General features: G+C 71.5%; 14 protein-coding genes. 2 read left to right on the forward strand and 12 right to left on the reverse strand.

Annotation, left to right across the window (positions count from 1 at the left end):
- Positions 1-238 precede the first annotated feature (238 nt).
- The 6 genes from AB0B58_RS41015 to AB0B58_RS41040 all read right to left on the reverse strand — a co-directional run bounded on the left by AB0B58_RS41015 (position 239) and on the right by AB0B58_RS41040 (position 7,852).
- On the reverse strand, positions 239-796 hold the full coding sequence (locus AB0B58_RS41015; protein WP_360236359.1) for a hypothetical protein: 558 nt from the start codon (positions 794-796) through the stop codon (positions 239-241).
- A gap of 11 nt (positions 797-807) precedes the next feature.
- On the reverse strand, positions 808-1,152 hold the full coding sequence (locus tag AB0B58_RS41020; protein WP_360236362.1) for a universal stress protein: 345 nt from the start codon (positions 1,150-1,152) through the stop codon (positions 808-810).
- Between the two features lie 74 nt (positions 1,153-1,226).
- Complete coding sequence (locus AB0B58_RS41025) at positions 1,227-3,926, reverse strand: GNAT family N-acetyltransferase (RefSeq protein ID WP_360236365.1); 2,700 nt, start codon at positions 3,924-3,926, stop codon at positions 1,227-1,229.
- A complete protein-coding gene (locus AB0B58_RS41030) occupies positions 3,923-4,783 on the reverse strand; it encodes a universal stress protein (protein WP_360236368.1) in 861 nt (286 codons plus the stop codon). The genes AB0B58_RS41025 and AB0B58_RS41030 overlap by 4 nt, the downstream gene beginning before the upstream one ends.
- Positions 4,784-4,848: 65 nt before the next feature.
- Positions 4,849-7,383 (reverse strand): cation-transporting P-type ATPase, encoded by a 2,535-nt coding sequence (locus tag AB0B58_RS41035; protein ID WP_360236371.1) that lies wholly within the window; start codon positions 7,381-7,383, stop codon positions 4,849-4,851.
- 223 nt (positions 7,384-7,606) lie between these two features.
- Positions 7,607-7,852, reverse strand: a complete 246-nt coding sequence (locus tag AB0B58_RS41040; protein ID WP_360236374.1) for an SHOCT domain-containing protein — start codon at positions 7,850-7,852, stop codon at positions 7,607-7,609.
- Between the two features lie 125 nt (positions 7,853-7,977).
- Between AB0B58_RS41040 and AB0B58_RS41045 the strand changes: the two genes are divergently transcribed.
- Positions 7,978-8,619, forward strand: a complete 642-nt coding sequence (locus tag AB0B58_RS41045) for a response regulator transcription factor (RefSeq protein WP_360236377.1) — start codon at positions 7,978-7,980, stop codon at positions 8,617-8,619.
- 14 nt (positions 8,620-8,633) lie between these two features.
- Here the strand turns inward: AB0B58_RS41045 and pflA are convergent, their stop codons facing one another.
- The 6 genes from pflA to ppdK all read right to left on the reverse strand — a co-directional run bounded on the left by pflA (position 8,634) and on the right by ppdK (position 16,626).
- Positions 8,634-9,389, reverse strand: a complete 756-nt coding sequence (gene pflA, locus AB0B58_RS41050) for a pyruvate formate-lyase-activating protein (RefSeq protein ID WP_360236380.1) — start codon at positions 9,387-9,389, stop codon at positions 8,634-8,636.
- Complete coding sequence (gene pflB / locus AB0B58_RS41055) at positions 9,386-11,620, reverse strand: formate C-acetyltransferase (protein WP_360236383.1); 2,235 nt, start codon at positions 11,618-11,620, stop codon at positions 9,386-9,388. The genes pflA and pflB overlap by 4 nt, the downstream gene beginning before the upstream one ends.
- Positions 11,621-11,704: 84 nt before the next feature.
- Complete coding sequence (gene adhP / locus AB0B58_RS41060; RefSeq protein WP_360236386.1) at positions 11,705-12,715, reverse strand: alcohol dehydrogenase AdhP; 1,011 nt, start codon at positions 12,713-12,715, stop codon at positions 11,705-11,707.
- A gap of 426 nt (positions 12,716-13,141) precedes the next feature.
- Positions 13,142-13,585 (reverse strand): OsmC family protein, encoded by a 444-nt coding sequence (locus AB0B58_RS41065; protein ID WP_360236389.1) that lies wholly within the window; start codon positions 13,583-13,585, stop codon positions 13,142-13,144.
- Positions 13,586-13,610: 25 nt separating this feature from the next.
- A complete protein-coding gene (locus AB0B58_RS41070; protein ID WP_360236392.1) occupies positions 13,611-13,952 on the reverse strand; it encodes a hypothetical protein in 342 nt (113 codons plus the stop codon).
- 10 nt (positions 13,953-13,962) lie between these two features.
- Positions 13,963-16,626: a pyruvate, phosphate dikinase gene (ppdK, locus tag AB0B58_RS41075; RefSeq protein WP_360236395.1), complete on the reverse strand. Its 2,664-nt coding sequence runs from the start codon at positions 16,624-16,626 to the stop codon at positions 13,963-13,965.
- A gap of 147 nt (positions 16,627-16,773) precedes the next feature.
- Here ppdK and AB0B58_RS41080 point away from each other — a divergent pair, with 147 nt between their 5' ends.
- Complete coding sequence (locus AB0B58_RS41080) at positions 16,774-17,814, forward strand: zinc-binding dehydrogenase (protein ID WP_360236398.1); 1,041 nt, start codon at positions 16,774-16,776, stop codon at positions 17,812-17,814.
- Positions 17,815-17,933 lie beyond the last annotated feature (119 nt).

Consider the following 17,933-nt stretch of genomic DNA (forward strand, 5'->3'; position numbering starts at 1 on the left):
TTCGTCGTCACCGGCCTCATCCTGCTACTCGCCGCAAGCGTCGACGCCCTGTCACGCCGCAGAGCGGCAGCCACCGGTAACCGATGAACCGGCCCTCGGCTCACCCCGTGCGGGGTGAGCCGAGGCCCGCGTCGCGATACACCTCAGACCCGGGTGCTCTCCAGGGTCCTCCTCAGTCGATGTCTTCACCTCTGAGGTTTCCTGCTGGCGGCGGTCGCGCCTGGGCCCGACTTCCCGTCTAGGCCGGGGCTCGAGTCCTGACCATGGAGTATCTGGATGACGAATGCGGCCGCGAGGTGGCGAGCTGCACGGTCCGGGCCCTGGACGCGGCGTCCGCGTCGATCGCTTGTAGGGCGTCGGTGTCGAGCTGATGAGCCATGGTCATCCGAACTACCAGGGTCTCGATCGGATCCGGTTGCTGGCCTTGATCGTCTGTCCGCAGGCGGAGGAGCAATGGGCCGTTTCCTGCCCGCACGGCGCGTAGACCGGCTGCGGTAGCCGACAGCACGGCCTCGACGTCGAAGCCGTCGACCGTTCCTCGGCGACCTATCTCGTCGGTCGTCGCCCAGAGAAGGATGAGGGTCCACGGCTGGTGGCGTCGAGCTGCTTCGAGTCGGGCGGCCGCATCGGAGACGCTGGTGGCGAGGAGACGGACGACGACCGCCTCCGGGCCTGGGATCAGGCCGGCGTCACACTCGCTGTCCGCCTCGTCATCGGCGAGCAGCAACATGTCCGACGGGCGCAGTGCGGTTGACACGCCCACGGCGACCGCTTCTTCGCCGTCGGTGAGGTCCATTCGGCAGGGGCCTATGCTGGAGTCGTCGCAGAGGTGCCGGACCACCAGCATTCGATGCAGTAGTTCGGTGCGTTGCCTTGCCGGGAGTGGACGCGGCGGGAGGGCGCTGACGTCGGACATCGGTACCTCCTAGAATGCGCGCTGACGGCGACGCTCACGGATCCGACAAGGCCGACGACGGCGCTGTGCCCGCGGGCGCCGAGCACGATGAGGGCCGCCTCGCCGGAGCGGTCGATCAGGGTCAGCGCCGCGCCGTTGTTGACGGTGGAGACGTGGGTGGGCACGCCCGGATGGGTGCGCTTTGCCGAGACGACAGCCTCATTCAGGATTTCCTTGATGGCGCGGTCAGGGCCCATGCGGCCGCCGCCTTGGCGCCCGGCGAGCGGTCGTAGCCAACGATGACATTCGGGGGGCCATGGCTGCTCTCCCTTCAGGAACGGTCCGCCGCGCGGAGCCGGCGCAGCGTTGGGTCCGGTTCGGCGCCGACCGGCGCGAGTCGCACTTTGGCGTCCACCGCGATGACACCGCCTGGACCCGCGAGCACCGGGTTGAGGTCGAGTTCGGCGATTTCGGGGAGGTCTTCGGCGAGGCGACCGAGCCGTAGCAGCAGGTCCTCGAGAGCCGCCGTGTCCACCGGTGCCGCGCTGCGGAAGCCGGTGAGCAGGGGTGCTGAGCGCAGGTCACGCCACATTCGCCCGGCGTCGAGGTCGGTGAGCGGGACCAGCCGCAGGCTGCGGTCGCTGAGCAGGTCGGTCCGCACGCCGCCGAGGCCGAGGACCACGACGGAGCCGAACAGCGGATCGTGGACGACGCCGGTGTACAGCTCGACGGGCTCGTCGAGCTGCTTCTGCACCAAGACGCCTGTGCCGGGCCGGCCGGCGGCGGCGACGGCCGGGAACGCCGCCCGCACCGCGGCCTTGTCGGCCAGGCCGGTCCGCACGCCACCGGTGTCGGTCTTGTGTACCAGGTCGGGGTCCGCGGACTTGAGCACCACGGGGTAGCCAACCTGATCCGCGGCGGCGACGGCGGCGTCGGGATTCGCGACGGTCGCTGCGGGCAGGATCGGGATTCCATAGGCCGTGAGGATCTCCGCAGTCCGGCTGTACGGCAGCCATCCGGCGCCGTCTTGCAGGGCATGGTCGACCTCGGTACGCGCCGCCGCGGCGTCGACGCCGGCGAGGTCCGGGCGGCGGCCGAGTGGTTGCCGGCGCCATTGGGCGTACGCGGCGGCGTGGCCGAGCGCCCGCACCGCCCGTTCCGGCACGTCGTAGACCGGGGCGCCGCGTACGCCGAACCTGGCCGGGGCTTCCGCGCAGCCGGCGAGGGTCACCGCGATGGTCAGGTCGGGGTGCGCGTCCACGACGGGTGCGAGCGCGGACAGGATCTCGTCGGGTCGGTTTGCCCGTGTTCCGATGATGACCAGGAGCAGCGTGTCGGCCTCGCCGCTGTTCGCGACAGTGGCGGTTACCGCCGCGAAGGCTGCGGGTGACGCGCCGGCGCCGAGATCGATCGGATTGTCGAGGCTCGCGGCGCCCGGTGCGGCCCGTTCGAGCAGCAGGCGGGTCGCGGGGCTCAGCGCGGGCACGGTGAGCCCGGCGGTCTCCGCGGCGTCGGCGGCGAGCACGTTGAGGCCGCCCGCGTTGCCGATGACGGCGAGGCGGCGTCCGGTGGGTAGGGGCTGATCGGTGAGGATCCGCGCGGCGTCCATCAGGTCGCCGAGGTTCTCCGCGCGGACGACACCGGCCTGGGCGAACAGCGCGTCGACGGTGGCGGCTGGTGCGGCCGCGGCCGCGGTGTGTGAGGCCCCGGCCCGCCGGCCCGCGTCGGACCGGCCGCTCTTGATCGCCAGGACCGGCTTACGGCGGCCGAGGGCTCGGACTGTACGGGCGAACTTGCGGGGGTTGCCGAATGACTCGAGATAGAGCGCGACCGCTGTGGTGGCGGGGTCGTCGTACCAGTAGGCGATGAGGTCGTTGCCGCTGACATCGGCCTTGTTGCCCAGCGAGACGAAGGTGGAGATGCCCTGCCCGGTGTGGATGGCGTTCTCCAGCAAGGCGATGCCGACGGCGCCGGACTGCGACGCGACCGCGAGCCCGCCCGGCGGTGGAGGCGCGGGGGCGAAGCTGGCGTCGAGCCGTACGCGTGGGTCGGTGTTGATCACTCCGAGGCAGTTGGGTCCGACCAGGCGGATGCCGTGGGCGCGGGCCAGCCGGAGCACCTCCTGCTGGCGGCGCAGGCCGTCCGGGCCGGCTTCGCCGAGCCCGGAACTGAGGATGACGGCGCCTCGGACGCCCACGGTGCCCGCGTCGGCGAGGATGCCCGGTACCTCGTTGGCGGGCACCGCGATGACCAGGAGGTCGATCGGTCCGGGCAGTTCCTTGACGAAGCGGTAGCCGGCGACGCCGTCGACGTCGGAACCGGTGCGGTTGACGGCGTAGAGAGCGCCGGCGAAGTTGTAGTCGCGCAGCGCGAGCAGGGTCTCGCGGCCGATGCCGCCGGGCCGGTGGCCGGCGCCGACCACCGCCACCGAGGCGGGCGCGAGCAGGGCTCGCAGCGAGGCGCGTTCGGCGGTCCGCTCCCGACCGTCGATGGCGAGCTGCGTCGCGTCGTCGACGTCGATGCCGAACCCGACGTCGACGATGCCGGCGTCGAACCGGGACCAGGGGTGGGCGGTCACGTCCCGGGCGACGCCCAGCATCCGCGTGTTGGCCGGCAGCACCTCGCCGACCAGTTCTTTGATACCGCATCGGTGGGCCCGGTAGGCGAGGTGTTCCAGCAGCAGGGTGCCGATCCCGCGGTCTCGTTGTGGCTCGGCGACGAACAGTGCGAACTCCGCCCGGCGGCCGTCCCGCTCGCAGGAGGCCACGCCCACGAGGTCTTCGCCCTCGAATGCCAGGACCACGAGGTGCTGGTCGGTCTCCGGCAGGCACAACCGGTCCACCTCGGCGGCCAGGGCAGTGGAGCCGGGCTGGGCGAAGAACCGCAGACGCAGGTCGTCCGGCGAGGCCGTGCCGTACAGCCTTGCGAGTGCGCGGCGGTCGGTGGGGCGGGCGGGTCGAAGGGTGACGATTCTGCCGTCGGCGGTGAGCGCGTCCACGCCGTGGCCGTCTGTCTCGACGATGGTGGTCATGATTGCCGGGCCAGGTAGACGGGGCAGTGCGCGTGGTGCAGCAGGTGCAGGCCGACGGAGCCGCGCAGGGCGCCGGCGACGCCGCCGCGCCTGCGGCTGCCCACGACGACCAGTTGCGCGGTGCGGGAGGCAGCGACCAGCGCGTCGGCGGCGCCGTCGCGGGTCAGAACCGTCCCAACCGGCACATCGGGGTATTTGACCCGCCACGGCTCCAGCCGTTCGTCGAGCCGAGCCTGCTCGGCGACCTCCGGGCCGCGGGTGTCGCCGTCCGCCATGACGGTGGACGGCCAGAGCGGGATCACCGGCAGGTGCGACCGGACGACGATCAGGCCGACAGAACGGTCGGCTGCCGCCTCGAAGGCCGTCTTGAGGACGTCGTCGGCGGCCGGTGAGTCGTCCACGCCGGCGACCACCGGGCCGTCGGACGTGGCGTCGCCGTCACGGACGACAACCACGGAGCACGGGGCGTGCGTGGCCACCCGCCGGCTGACGGAGCCCAGCAGCAGGCCGGCGAGTCCGCCGCGACCGCGGCTGCCCAGCACCATCAGGTCTGCCAGCTCCGCGATCTCCAGCAACCGTTCGGTCGCAGGCCCGATGACGAGGTCCGCCCGGACGTCGACGTCCGGAGCTGTCTCCAGGGCCTGCCCGCGGGCCTCGGACGTGACCGCTCGAGCGAGTTCGCGCGCGACGTCGATGTCCTCGCTGCAGATGTCGACGCGGGACTCCTGTTGGATCCAGTCATAGGCGTGCACGATCTGAAGGGGCAGATGCCGTCGCTGTGCCTCACGCACTGCCCACTGCACGGCCGCCTTGCTCGCGGTGCCGTCGGTGCCGACGACGATGGCGGTGGTCCTCATGGCTCCCCCTCGAGTTCTTGATTCAATCGTCGGCCCGTGACGGCCCTTCGCGGCAGTGCGTCAGGTCACCCGCGAACGGGCCGAAGGTCCCGCTGTGCACGCCGGTGGACGAGGCGCAGCGCAAGGCCCGGGAGCACGGCGACGACCGCACACGCCAGGAGCTCCGGGACGGTCAGCACCTCGGTTCCCAGCAACAGCCGTAACGGGGCCAGCAGCACGCCGGCGACCTGCAGTACCGCGGAGAGCGCCACCGCGGCGAGCAGTGACCAGTTGCGTCCGGCGCCGGGCACGCCCCTGGCGCGTACGGCGAGGGCGACACCGAGCTGGGCGAGTCCGAGGACCACGAACATGACGGACTGCCACGGCCGGTCGAGCTGGTGTGCGGTGACGCCGGCCGCCAGCACCACGGTGGCCAGGCACAGCCCGCCGGCGAGGACGCTGCGGAGCAGGCCGTCGCCGAGCACGGATTCCTGCGGCGACCGCGGCGACCGCCGCAGTACGTCGGCCTCGGCCGGCTCGGCGCCGAGGGCGACGCCGGGCACGCCGTGGGTGAGCAGGTTGATCCAGAGCAGCTGGCCGGGCAGCAACGCCAGCGGCATGCCGAGCAGCGGGCCGCCCAGCATGACGAGCAGCTCGGCGATGCCGCCGGAGAGCGCGTAGCGCAGGAAGCGGCGGATGTTGTCGTAGATCCGGCGGCCCTCGCCGATGGCGTCGGCCACGGTGGCCAGGTTGTCGTCGACCAGGACCAGTTCGGCGGCCTGCCGGGCGACCTCGGTGCCGCCGCCCATGGCCACGCCGATGTCGGCGCGGCGCAGCGCGGGTGCGTCGTTGACACCGTCGCCGGTCATCGCCACCACCTCGCCGCGCCGCTGCAGGCCGGCGATGATGTCCAGCTTCTGCTCCGGCTGGGTGCGGGCGTAAACCCTGGCGTGCTCGAGGTCGTCGGCGCCGGGCGGGCCCTCGTCGCCGCGGACGACGGTGTCGTCCGGCCCCAGCAGGCCGAGGTCGGTGCCGATGGCCGCGGCGGTGGCGGGGTGGTCGCCGGTGATCAGTACCAGGCGTACGCCGGAGCGTGCGAACGCCGCGGCGGTGTCGCGGGCGGTGGGCCGTAGCGGGTCGCCGATGCCCAGCAGCCCGGCGGTGCGCAGCGGCGGCGGATCGGTCGGATCCGGCTTGGCGGCGGTGACCGCGGTGGCCGCGGCCAGCACCCGCAGCCCGCGGGTGGCGAGTTCGGCGGCGGTGTCGAGGAGTGCGGTGTCGGCCTGGGGGTCGAGCAGTGACTCCGGTGCGCCCTTGCGCACCACCAGGTAGCCGCCGGTCTGCTGCCGGTGCACGGTCGTCATGGACCGCGTTGCCTGGTCGAAGGGTTGCTCGCCGACACGCGGGGCGGCCGCTCGTTCGGCAACGGTGTCCAGGCCGCAGCGCGCGGCGAAGGCCACCAAGGCCGCTTCCATGGGGTCACCCGCTGCCGCCCACTCGGTTCGGCCGGGTTCCGGCGCTATCAGCTCGGCGTCGTTGCACAGCAGGCCGGCTCTGGCGAGGCTGCGTAGGTCGTCGGGGATGGGCGTGGTCTCGCCGTGCTGCCGGATCTCCCCTGCGGGGTGGTATCCGGTGCCGGTGACGGTGTAGTCGAGTCCGTCGGCGGTGACGGCCTGCTGCACGCTCATCCGGTTCTCGGTCAGCGTGCCGGTCTTGTCCGACGCGATGACGGTGACCGAGCCCAGTGTCTCGACGGCGTGCAGCCGGCGTGGGATGGCATTGGTCTGCGCCATCCGGCGTGCCCCGAGGGCGAGGGTGAGGGTGACGACCGCCGGCAGGCTCTCCGGGACGGCCGCGACGACGAGGCTGACGGCGGTGACGGCCATCCGGGAGACCGACTGGCCGGCGAGCACGCCGAGCGCGAAGACGACGCCGGAGACGGCGACGGCGGCGATGCCCAGCGCCCGGCCGAGACCGGCGATGCGGCGCTGCAACGGTGTCGGTCCCGGCGTGGTGCTCGCCACGAGGTCGGTGATCGCGCCGAGCGAGCTGGCCCGGCCGGTGCGTACGACGATGCCCGCCGCGCGCCCGGTGGTCAGGACGGTGCCGGCGGCGGCCTCGGCGCCGGGGTCGTGGTGGACCGGGACCGATTCTCCGGTCAGCGATGATTCGTCGAAGGTCGCGTGCATCGCCTCGGCAAGTCGCAGGTCGGCCGGGACGATGTCGCCGGCCTCGAGGCGAACCAGATCGCCGCGGACCAGGTCGGCGGCCGCCAGGATCTGATCGTGGCCGTCGCGGACGACGCGCGCGGTGGGTGCGGCGAGCTGGTCGAGGGCGGCGATGGCCGCGTCGGCGCGGGTCTCCTGCACGACGCCGATGAGAGTGTTGATGGTGACCACCAGGACGATGACCGCCGTGTCCGGCAGGTCCCCGAGGAGGGTGGTCACCACGGCGGCGGCGATCAGCAGGGCGACGAGCGGATCCGCCAGTTGCCGGCCGATCCGGCCGGGCAGGCGTCTGGGCGCCGGCGCTGCTACGAGGTTCGGGCCGTCCGCGGCGAGCCTTGCACCAGCCTCCGCGGTGGTGAGACCGCGGGTCAGGGCGGGAGCGGTGGTGTGCACGGTGCGTCCTCTCGTCGGTTCTGCCCTCAGATTCCACCGCAGGGTCCTGGCCGGGCAGAGCCGATGGTCCCGGATCGACATGTCCCGATCCGGGACCATCGGCCCTGGTGCGCGGCGGTGGCCGGGGAGGAGGTGACCTGCAGGACATTCCCGGCGGCCGCCCGCGCGGCTCTGTGCACTGCTGCCGCCTACTGGAGGCGGCGCGGTCGTCGAGCCGCGACGATCAGCAGCGTTCCGCGCGTAGTGCTCGTAGACGCTGGGCGTACTCGTCGGTGTCGATCTCGCCGCGCGCCAGGCGGTCCGCCAGGATCCGCTCCGCGCCCGGCAGCGGATCGGATGCGGCGGGCACCTCGGGGCTGCGCTGAAGCTGCGTGATGAGCAACCACAGGGCGCCCAGCAGGGTCGGCACGACGACGGCGAAGGCGATCAGAGCCCAGCCCATTCCCATGCCGTATCCGTGATACATCATGATCGCGCTCCTCTCCGGGTGGCACCTCCCATCGTTCGGCCTGCCGGGCTTTCAGACACGGGTCAAACGACCCGTCATGCCGGGACCCGTTGGACCACGGGCGCAGCCACAGGTATGAATGACCGATGATCCGAGTCTTTGTTCTCGACGACCACGAGGTGGTTCGCCGTGGCCTGGTCGATCTGTTGCAGGCTGACGGCGACATCGAGGTGGTCGGCGAGTCCGGCCTGGCCCAGGAGGCGACGCGCCGGATCCCGGCGCTGCGCCCGGACGTGGCCGTGCTCGACGCCCGGCTGCCCGACGGCAACGGCATCGACGTCTGCCGCGACGTCCGGGCCATCGACTCGACGATCAAGGGCCTCATCCTGACCTCGTACGAGGACGACGAGGCGCTCTTCGCCGCGATCATGGCCGGCGCCTCGGGGTACGTGTTGAAGCAGATCCGCGGCACCGACCTGGTCGACGCCGTCCGCCGAGTCGCGGCCGGGCAGTCGCTGCTCGACCCCGCCGTCACCCAGCGGGTCCTCGAGCGCATCCGCAACGGCGTCGAACAACCCCGCGAGCTGGCCTCGCTCACCGACCAGGAACGCAAGATCCTCGAGTACGTCGCGGAAGGGCTGACCAACCGGGAGATCGCCAGCCGGATGTTCCTGGCCGAGAAGACCGTCAAGAACTACGTGTCCAGCCTGCTCGCCAAGCTGGGGCTGGAGCGGCGCACCCAGGCCGCCGTGCTCGCCACCAAGCTCCTCGGCGAGCACCCGCACTGACCCGGACTGCCGGGTCAGCACACGGTGAGGCCGTGGTCCCGGAACTGGCCTCGCACGCGGTCGAGCAGATGCTCTCCGGGCGGTGAGGTGTCGGCCAGCGGGAAAGGCAGGCCGAGCGCGGCGTATTTGGCGGCGCCGAGCCGGTGGAACGGCAGGACCTCGACGCGTTCGACGGTCGGCACCGCGGCGGCGATCGCGGCGACCTCGTCGACGTTCGCGGGGTCGTCGGTGAGGCCGGGCACCAGCACGAAGCGGACCCAGATCGGGATGCCGCGCTCGGCCAGGCGGTGTGCGAAGCGCACGGTGGGTGCCAGCCGCCCGGTCCGGGTCACCTTCCGGTACGTGCCGGGGTCGCCGGACTTGATGTCGAGCAGCGCCAGGTCGACGGCGTCGAGCAGGGCGTCGTCGGCGCGGTCGCCGAGGAAGCCGCTGGTGTCCAGGGCGGTGTGCAGCCGCATCTCCTTGCAGCGGCGCAGCACCTCGCGGGTGAAGGCGGGTTGTTGCAGGGGCTCTCCCCCGCTGATGGTGACGCCGCCGCCGGCGACCTTGAGGAAGCGTTCGTAGCGGCGGATCTCGGTGATCAGATCGTCGACGGTGGTCGGCTTCCCGCTGCGCCGGTACCAGGTGTCGGGGCTGTGGCAGTAGAGGCAGCGCAGCGGGCAGCCGGCCAGGAAGGCCACGAACCGGGTGCCGGGCCCGTCCACTCCGGTCGAGATGTCGAAGGAGTGGACGGAGCCGGTCAGCGCCCGAGTCGCGGTCGGGGTGGTCATAGTGAGCCGTGGAAGGTACGGGAGATGACGTCGCGCTGCTGTTCGGTGGTGAGCTTGACGAAGTTCACCGCGTAACCGGAGACCCGGACGGTCAGCTGGGGGTAGTTCTCCGGGTGGGCCATCGCGTCCTCGAGCGTGGTCCGGTCCAGCACGTTGACGTTGAGGTGGAAGCCGCCCGCGTCGGTGTAGCCGTCGAGGACGCCGGCCAGGTTGCCGATGCGTTCTTCGCGGGTGTGGCCCAGGCCGTCCGGAGTGACCGTGGCGGTCAGCGAGATCCCGTCTCGGGCGCACCGGTACGGCAGCTTCGCCACCGACAGCGCCGCCGCGACCAGGCCGTGCCGGTCCCGGCCGTTCATCGGGTTGGCGCCGGGCGCGAATGGCTCGCCTGAGCGCCGGCCGTCGGGGGTGTTGCCGGTGTTCCTGCCGTAGACCACGTTCGAGGTGATCGTCAGCACCGACAGGCTCGGCTCGGCGCCGCGGTACGCGGGCTGCCGCCGGATCTTGTCCATGAACCGTTCGACCAGGTCGACCGCGATCGCGTCCGCCCGGTCGTCGTTGTTGCCGTAGGTGGGAAAGTCCCCGTCGACCGCGTAGTCGATGATCAGCCCGGTCTCGTCCCGCAGCGCCTTCACCTGGGCGTACCGGATCGCGCTGAGGCTGTCGGCGGCGACGGACAGGCCGGCGATGCCGGTGGCGAGGAAGCGGTGCACGGGGTAGTCGTGCAGGGCCATCTCGAGGCGTTCGTAGGCGTACTTGTCGTGCATGTAGTGGATGACGTTCAGCGCGTCCACATAGGTCTCCGCGAGCCAGTCCAGGGTGTGGTCGAAGGCGGCGAGGACCTCGTCGTAGTCGAGCGTGTCCTCAGCGAGTGGCGCGGACGCGGGCACCACCTGCTCGCCGGTCAGCTCGTCGCGGCCGCCGTTGATCGCGTACAGCAGGGCCTTGGCCAGGTTGGCGCGGGCTCCGAAGAACTGCATGTCCTTGCCGACGCGCATAGCCGAGACGCAGCAGGCGATGGCGGTGTCGTCGCTGTAGGCCGGGCGGATCAGGTCGTCGTTCTCGTACTGGATCGCGCTGGTGTCGAGCGACACCTGAGCGCAGAACCGTTTGAAGCCCTCGGGCAGCGTCGGCGACCAGAGCACGGTGAGGTTGGGTTCGGGTGCGGGGCCGAGGTTGTACAGGGTCTGCAGGTAGCGGAAGCTGCTGCGGGTGACCAGCGGGCGGCCGTCCGCGCCGATCCCGCCGATCGACTCGGTCACCCAGGTCGGGTCGCCGGAGAACAACTGGTCGTACTCCGGGGTGCGCAGGAACCGGATGATCCGCAGCTTGATCACGAAGTCGTCGATCAGCTCCTGGGCGCCCTGCTCGGTCAGCTTGCCCTCGGCCATGTCCCGCTGCAGATAGACGTCCACAAAGGACGACGTGCGGCCCAGCGACATAGCGGCACCGTTCTGCTCCTTGGTCGCGGCCAGGTAGGCGAAGTACAGCCACTGGATCGCCTCGCGGCCGGTCGTCGCCGGTCCGGAGATGTCGTAGCCGTACCCGTCGGCCATCTGGCGCAGGTCCTCCAGCGCGCGGATCTGCTCGGCCAGTTCCTCGCGGTCGCGGATGACGTCCTCGGCGGAGAGCCGGGCGTCGAGCGCGGACTTGCGCTCGACGCGCTCTTCGATCAGCCGGTCGACGCCGTAGAGCGCGACCCGCCGGTAGTCGCCGATGATCCGGCCGCGGCCGTACGCGTCGGGCAGCCCGGTGATGATGTGCGAGCGCCGTGCCGCCTTCACGTCCGCCGGGTACGCGTCGAACACGCCGTCGTTGTGCGTCTTGCGGTACTGGGAGAAGATCGTGCGCACGGTCGGGTCCAGGCTGTAGCCGTACGCGGAAAGGCCCGCATGCACCATCCGCAGCCCGCCCGCCGGCATGATCGCCCGGCGCAGCGGCGCGCTTGTCTGTAGCCCGACGATCAGCTCGTGGTCGCGGTCGATGTAGCCCGGCGCGTGCGAGGTGATGGTCGACGGGGTGTGCGTGTCGACGTCGTAGATCCCGCGCCGCTGCTCCTCGGGGAACATCCGGGTCAGGTGCCGCCAGAGCCGCTCGGTGCGCGGAGTCGGTCCGGCAAGGAACTCTTGCCCGCCGGTGTACGGCTCGATGTTGTCGTGGATGAACGCGCCGACGTCGATCGTCTCGCGCCATCCGCTGCCGGTGAATCCGCGCCACGCTGTCCTGTGTTCCATGGAATCTCCTCGTGTTCACCTTCAGCCTGGCGAAGGACGGCCCGGGCGGTCAGGGCCGAAGGTCACGGCCGCCCGGGCCGGGGGTCAGGGCAGCAGCACCAGGCGGGCGGGCACCTTGCTGGCCAGCACGTCTTCGATGGACTCGTTGATGTCGTCGAGCTTGCGGGCCTCGTAGAGGACCTGGGTGCGGCCGGCGGCGTGCAGCCGGAAGACCTCGGCCAGGTCGGCGCGGGTGCCGACGATCGAACCGATCACCCGGATGCCCTTGAGTACCGTCTGGAAGACCGGCAGCGACATCGTGTTGTCCTTGGGCAGCGACACCAGGACCAGCCGGCCGCCGCGCCGGAGCGAGGCGTGTGCCTGCTCGATGACCCGCGGGTCGGCGGCGAGGACGACGGCGACGTCGGCGCCGCCGAGTGCCTCGATAGCGGTCACCGGGTCGGTGGTGGCGGCGTTGACGACGTGGGCCGCGCCCAGCCGTTTGGCCAGGGCCAGCTTCTCCTCGGTGACGTCGACCGCGATGGTCTCGCCGCCGAAGATCTGCGCGTACTGCAGGGCCAGGTGGCCGAGACCGCCGATGCCGAAGATCGCCACCCGGTCGCCCGGGGTGACGCCGCCGACCTTGACGGCCTTGTAGGTGGTGACGCCGGCGCAGGTCAGCGGGGCCGCCTCGGCGGGGTCGAGGCCCTCGGGTACGCGGATGACGTATCGGGCGTCGGCCACCGCGAACTCGGCGTGGCCGCCGTCGAGCGCGTAGCCGGTGTTGAGCTGATGCTCGCAGAGCGTCTCCCAGCCGGTGACGCAGTATTCGCAGGTGCCGCAGGCGTGTCCGAGCCACGGGATCGCCACCCGGTCACCGGCGGCGTGCTCGGTGACTCCCGAGCCGATCTTCTCGACGATGCCGACACCCTCGTGGCCGGGGATGAACGGTGGCTGCGGCTTGACCGGCCAGTCGCCGCGGGCGGCGTGGATGTCGGTGTGGCACAGGCCGCTCGCCTCGATCCGCACCCGGACCTGACCGGGCCCGGGTTCGGGCAGCGGCACTTCTTTGATCTCCAGCGGCCGGTCGAATCCGGTGACCACGGCTGCGCGCATCGCTCTGTCTCCTTCGTCTCGGTCTTCCTTCAAGATCGCCGAAAGCGGAGAGGGCAGTCAGGGCCGATCGGCCCGAGCTGTGGGGACCTCCCGCAGGGCCCGCTGGGCGCCGCAGACGGCCGGAACCCATCAGGTGTTGCCAGTGGGAGAGGATCTCGGACCGATGGTCGGGCCCGGGCACGGTGAACCGCGCTGAGGATCAGCGCCACCGAGGTCGTCGCTTCAGCACCGCGGCACGGCCAGCGCGATGGCTACCGGAGAAGGGTTACGCCGAGGAAGATCGCCGCGAGGCTCAGCATCAGCGTAGCCGACGTTCTCCGGACCGATGAGGACAACGTGCGGGTTGTGCTGCGACCATGTCGACAGCTCAGCGACCTCACCAGCCACCACTTGTCTCCCCCTCCGCACCGTGCAAGGCAGTGCCGTTCAGGCGACCGCGACGGTGATCTGCGGCTTGTGCTGTAGCGTGTTGTGCACGGTGCAACCGCTCGCCACTGCGACGAGGGCAGCCACCCGTTCGGCGGGGAAACCGATCGGCGGGTGCAGGAAGATGCGTATCGCCGCCACCCGCGCCGGCCGGTTCGTGGCCATCAGGAACTCCGTGCGAACGGTGAGGCCCTCGCGGTCGAAACCGTGCCGACTCAGGTAGCGGCCCGCATAGAACGCCACGCACCCGGCCAGGGACGCGACGAACAGCTCGGTCGGAGTCGGCGCCCGATCCATACCGCCGTGCTCGGTCGGTTGATCCACTCGTACGCGGTGACCGCGAACCGTGATCTCGTACTCCTCGCCGCCGACGTAGCGGACGTCGAGGTGATCCGGCTGCGGGGCGACGACGCGGGTGTCTGCGCCGCTGGTGTCACTGGTCATGTCGCACCTCATCTCTGCAGGAAAGTCAGCGCCGCACGACCAACCGGTGGGCGCGTAGTGCGCGTGCCCACCAGGGCCGCGGCTCGGCGGCGGCGCGCAGCGGCGGGGCTGCTGCCCGCTTGAGGCTGAGCCAGCCTCCGGGGCCCATCGTCACCGTGCCGATGGCGGGTGGCCTCCGCCGGGCGACGCCGAGTGCGAGCGCCACGGCGGACACGGCCACCACGGCCATCGAACCGAGCGCGAGGGCGGTCACATCTACCGCGGGCACGAAGGTGGTCCGGGCCGGGCCCACGGCGAACACGCCGATCTCACGCTCGCCGCGGCGTACCGGAATCAGATCGGGCCGGTGGTCGAGGGCGGTGTTCATGGTCTCGCTACTACCGGCTGTCCGAGACGTCCGCGGCCGCAGCGGCGGCCGCCCGGCCCGCCTCGAGGCGGGCGATCGGGACCCGGAACGGTGAGCAGGAGACGTAGTCGAGGCCTGCGGTGTGGAAGAAACGCACCGAGGCGGGGTCGCCGCCGTGTTCGCCGCAGACGCCGACGGTCAGGTCCGGGCGTGCGGCACGGCCGCGTTCGACGGCGATGCGGACCAACTCGCCCACCCCGTCGGCGTCGATCGTTTCGAACGGGGACGCCGCGAAGATGCCGAGCCCGAGGTAGCGGCCGAAGAACGCGCCCTCCACGTCGTCTCGGGAGAAGCCCCAGGTCATCTGGGTCAGGTCGTTGGTGCCGAAGGAGAAGAACTCGGCGGCTCCGGCGATCTGTCCGGCGGTGAGCGCGGCCCGGGGCACCTCGATCATCGTGCCGATCCGGATCGGTGGCGCACCGGCGACGCCCGCCAGCACGGACTCGGCTTCCGCCCGTACCGTCTCGAGCTCCTGGACCGCGCCGACCAGCGGGACCATGATCTCCGGCCGCGGGTCGCCGCCGGCGGCGACCCGGGCGGCCGCGGCCTCCGCGATCGCCCGGACCTGCATCGCGAACAGGCCGGGGATGACCAGCCCGAGGCGCACGCCGCGCAGGCCGAGCATCGGGTTCTGCTCGTGCATCCGGCGCACCGCGGTCAGCAGCGTGCCGTCGTGGCCCGGGTCCTCGCCGAGTGCCTCGGCGCGGGCGACCCGGGCGGTCAGCTCCTCCAGCGGGGGCAGGAACTCGTGCAGCGGCGGGTCGATCAGCCGCACGGTCACCGGCAGGCCGTCCATCGCCGCGAACAGCTCCTCGAAGTCGGCGCGCTGCAACGGCAGCAGCTCGGCGAGCGCGGCCGCCCGCTCGCTGTCGTCGGTGGCCAGGATCAGGCGTTCGACCAGGACGCGGCGGTCGCCGAGGAACATGTGCTCGGTGCGGCACAGGCCGACCCCGGTGGCGCCGAAGCGCCGGGCCCGGGCCGCGTCGGTGCCTGTGTCGGCGTTGGCGTGCACGCCGAGCCGGGCCGTGTGATCGGCGTGGATCATGATGCGTTCGACGGCGGCGAGCAGCGGATCACCGTACGCGGTGAGTTCCCCCTCGAAGTACCGCACCACTGGAGACGGGTGGACCGGAACGGCGCCGGCGTAGACCCGGCCGGTGGTGCCGTCGACCGAGATGACGTCGCCGGCGTGGACCACGTGGCCGATCACGGTGACGGAGTCCGCGCCGATCTCGAGCTGCTCCGCGCCGCAGACGCAGGTCTTGCCCATGCCCCGGGCCACGACAGCGGCGTGTGAGGTCTTGCCGCCGCGGCTGGTCAGGATGCCCTGGGCGGCGATCATGCCGGGCAGGTCGTCGGGGTTGGTCTCGCGGCGGACCAGGATGACCGGTCCGGTCGCCGCGGCTGCTGCCGCGGAGTCGAACACGACCGCGCCGACGGCGGCGCCAGGCGACGCCGGCACGCCGGTGGTGAGCGGGGCGGGCGCGGCGGCGGTGTCGAAGCTCGGGAACATCAGCTGGGCGAGTTGCTCGCCGGTGACCCGCTGCAGGGCCTCGTCGAGGGTGATGGTGCCCTCGTCGACGAGCTGGGCGGCGATCACGAACGCGGCGGCCGGGGTGCGTTTGCCGACCCGGGTCTGCAACATCCACAGCTTGCCGTTCTCGATGGTGAACTCGATGTCGCACAGGTCCCGGTAGCGCCCCTCCAGGCGCTGCATGATCGACAGCAGCTGCCGGTAGCTCGCCGGGTCGATGGTGGCCAGCTCGCTGAGGCCGACCGTGTTGCGGATGCCCGCCACCACGTCCTCGCCCTGAGCGTTGGACAGGTAGTCGCCGTAGACGCCGCGGCGGCCGGTCGCCGGGTCGCGGGTGAACGCCACCCCGGTGCCGGAGTCGGTGCCGCGGTTGCCGAAGACCATGGCCATCACGTTGACCGCGGTGCCGAGATCCTGGGGGATGCGTTCCTGCCGCCGGTAGAGCACGGCCCGCTCGGCGTTCCACGACTTGAACACCGCGGTGACGGCGAGGAACAACTGCTCGTGCGGCGCCTGCGGGAAGTCACGTCCGGTATGCGCCTGGAAGACCTTCTTGTACGCGTGCACGAGGTCCTGCAACTGCGCGGCGGTGAGGTCCGCGTCGGTGGCGGCGCCCGCCGCCGCGCGCGCGTTCACCAGTTCGGTTTCAAAGTCCTCGCCGGGCACGTCGAACGCCGTCTTGCCGAACATCTGGATCAGGCGCCGGTAAGAGTCCCAGGCGAAGCGCTCGTCGGCGCTCTGCCGGGCGAGACCGGCCACGCTGGCGTCGTTCAGGCCGATGTCGAGGATCGTCTCCATCATGCCGGGCATGGAGAATTTGCCGCCGGAACGCACCGACAGCAGCAGCGGGTCGTCCGGGTCGCCGAGCGACTTTCCGATCCGCGTCTGGACCGCCTGCAGGTGGAGCTCGACCTCGGCGAACAGGCCCGCCGGGGTCGATCCGGTGCGCAGATATTCGCGGCACGCCTCGGTGGTGATGGTGAATCCAGGCGGTACCGGCAGACTCATCCGGGTCATCTCGGCCAGGTTGGCGCCCTTGCCGCCGAGCAGGTCCTTGAGGTCCTTGTCGCCCTCGACGAAGTCGTACACGTATCTGGACATCAGTCCCTCGCCTCACTCGCTCGCGGATACCTCTCACCTCGTTGGTAGCCCTGCGCCGGTCCCACCTAGTAGGGCCGGAGGTCCCTTACTGAACGGGCCGCGGCAGGGCCAGCGTGGAGGCCGAAGGCAATCGAGAGGAGAGCTCCCATGAAGGGACTCGTGTACGGCGGGCCCGGATCGCGTTCGTGGACGGAGATTCCGGACCCCGGGATCCAGGACCCCCGAGACGCGGTCATCCGGGTTGACGCCGTCACCATCTGCGGAACCGACCTGCACATCCTCGGCGGCGACGTGCCCGAGGTGGCGGCGGGCCGGGTGCTCGGCCACGAGGCGGTCGGCACGGTGGTCGAGACCGGCGCCGGCGTCGCCGGGCTGGTCGAGGGTGACCGGGTGCTCGCCTCGTGCATCTCCGCGTGCGGGATCTGCCGGTACTGCCGCGAGGGCGTCTACGGCCAATGCCGCGGCGGAGGCGGCTGGATCCTCGGCCACCTCGTCGACGGGGTGCAGTCCGAGTACGCCCGGATCCCGTTCGCCGACCTGTCCACGTACAAGCTGCCGGAGCGGGTCAGCGACGAGTCGGCCGTGCTGCTCGCCGACATCCTGCCGACCTCGTACGAGGTCGGGGTACTCAACGGCCGGGTGCGTCCCGGCGACACCGTCGTGATCGTCGGCGCCGGCCCGATCGGGCTCGCCGCCGTGATCACCGCGCGACTCTTCTCCCCCGCGCACATCGTCGTGATCGACAAGGCCGAGAGCCGCCTGCAGGCGGCCAAGATGTTCGGCGCGGACACCACCGTCCTGGCCGGCGCCGACGACCCGCTCGCCGCGGTCCAGGCGCTGACCGGCGGCCTCGGCGCCGACGTGGTGATGGAGGCGGTCGGCACCCCGCAGACCTTCGAACTGTGCACCACGCTCGTCCGGCCCGGTGGCCGGGTCGCCAACATCGGGGTGCACGGCAAACCGGCCGCCCTGCACCTGGAAGACCTGTGGATCCGCGACGTCACCATCACCACCGGCCTGGTGGACACGTACTCCACGCCGAAGCTGCTCGACATGCTCGTCGCCGGCCAGCTCGACCTCGGGCACATGGTCACCCACCGGTTCGCCCTGGACGGGTTCGCCGAGGCGTACGACGTCTTCGCCGACCCGGTGCGTACCGGCGCGCTGAAGGTCGTGCTCTCGCGATGAGGCTCCCGCTGCCCGTCGGTGCCGGCCTGGCGCCGACGGGCGCGCGGCACCGGCCGGCCCTCGGGTAGGGGCCGATCGGCCCTGAACCACAGGCCGCGACGCTTTTAACGTCGGTGCTG

The organism is Actinoplanes sp. NPDC049118 (assembly GCF_040648555.1).
In the GTDB taxonomy this organism is placed as follows: Bacteria; Actinomycetota; Actinomycetes; order Mycobacteriales; family Micromonosporaceae; genus Actinoplanes.

What these genes read in the sequence shown, in the direction of transcription:
- AB0B58_RS41015 (WP_360236359.1), bottom strand. Translation starts at nt 796, where the DNA reads ATGGACCTCACCGACGGCGAAGAAGCGGTCGCCGTGGGCGTGTCAACC.
- AB0B58_RS41020 (WP_360236362.1), bottom strand. Translation starts at nt 1,152, where the DNA reads ATGGGCCCTGACCGCGCCATCAAGGAAATCCTGAATGAGGCTGTCGTC.
- AB0B58_RS41025 (WP_360236365.1), bottom strand. Translation starts at nt 3,926, where the DNA reads ATGACCACCATCGTCGAGACAGACGGCCACGGCGTGGACGCGCTCACC.
- AB0B58_RS41030 (WP_360236368.1), bottom strand. Translation starts at nt 4,783, where the DNA reads ATGAGGACCACCGCCATCGTCGTCGGCACCGACGGCACCGCGAGCAAG.
- AB0B58_RS41040 (WP_360236374.1), bottom strand. Translation starts at nt 7,852, where the DNA reads ATGATGTATCACGGATACGGCATGGGAATGGGCTGGGCTCTGATCGCC.
- AB0B58_RS41045 (WP_360236377.1), top strand. Translation starts at nt 7,978, where the DNA reads ATGATCCGAGTCTTTGTTCTCGACGACCACGAGGTGGTTCGCCGTGGC.
- pflA (WP_360236380.1), bottom strand. Translation starts at nt 9,389, where the DNA reads ATGACCACCCCGACCGCGACTCGGGCGCTGACCGGCTCCGTCCACTCC.
- pflB (WP_360236383.1), bottom strand. Translation starts at nt 11,620, where the DNA reads ATGGAACACAGGACAGCGTGGCGCGGATTCACCGGCAGCGGATGGCGC.
- adhP (WP_360236386.1), bottom strand. Translation starts at nt 12,715, where the DNA reads ATGCGCGCAGCCGTGGTCACCGGATTCGACCGGCCGCTGGAGATCAAA.
- AB0B58_RS41065 (WP_360236389.1), bottom strand. Translation starts at nt 13,585, where the DNA reads ATGACCAGTGACACCAGCGGCGCAGACACCCGCGTCGTCGCCCCGCAG.
- AB0B58_RS41070 (WP_360236392.1), bottom strand. Translation starts at nt 13,952, where the DNA reads ATGAACACCGCCCTCGACCACCGGCCCGATCTGATTCCGGTACGCCGC.
- ppdK (WP_360236395.1), bottom strand. Translation starts at nt 16,626, where the DNA reads ATGTCCAGATACGTGTACGACTTCGTCGAGGGCGACAAGGACCTCAAG.
- AB0B58_RS41080 (WP_360236398.1), top strand. Translation starts at nt 16,774, where the DNA reads ATGAAGGGACTCGTGTACGGCGGGCCCGGATCGCGTTCGTGGACGGAG.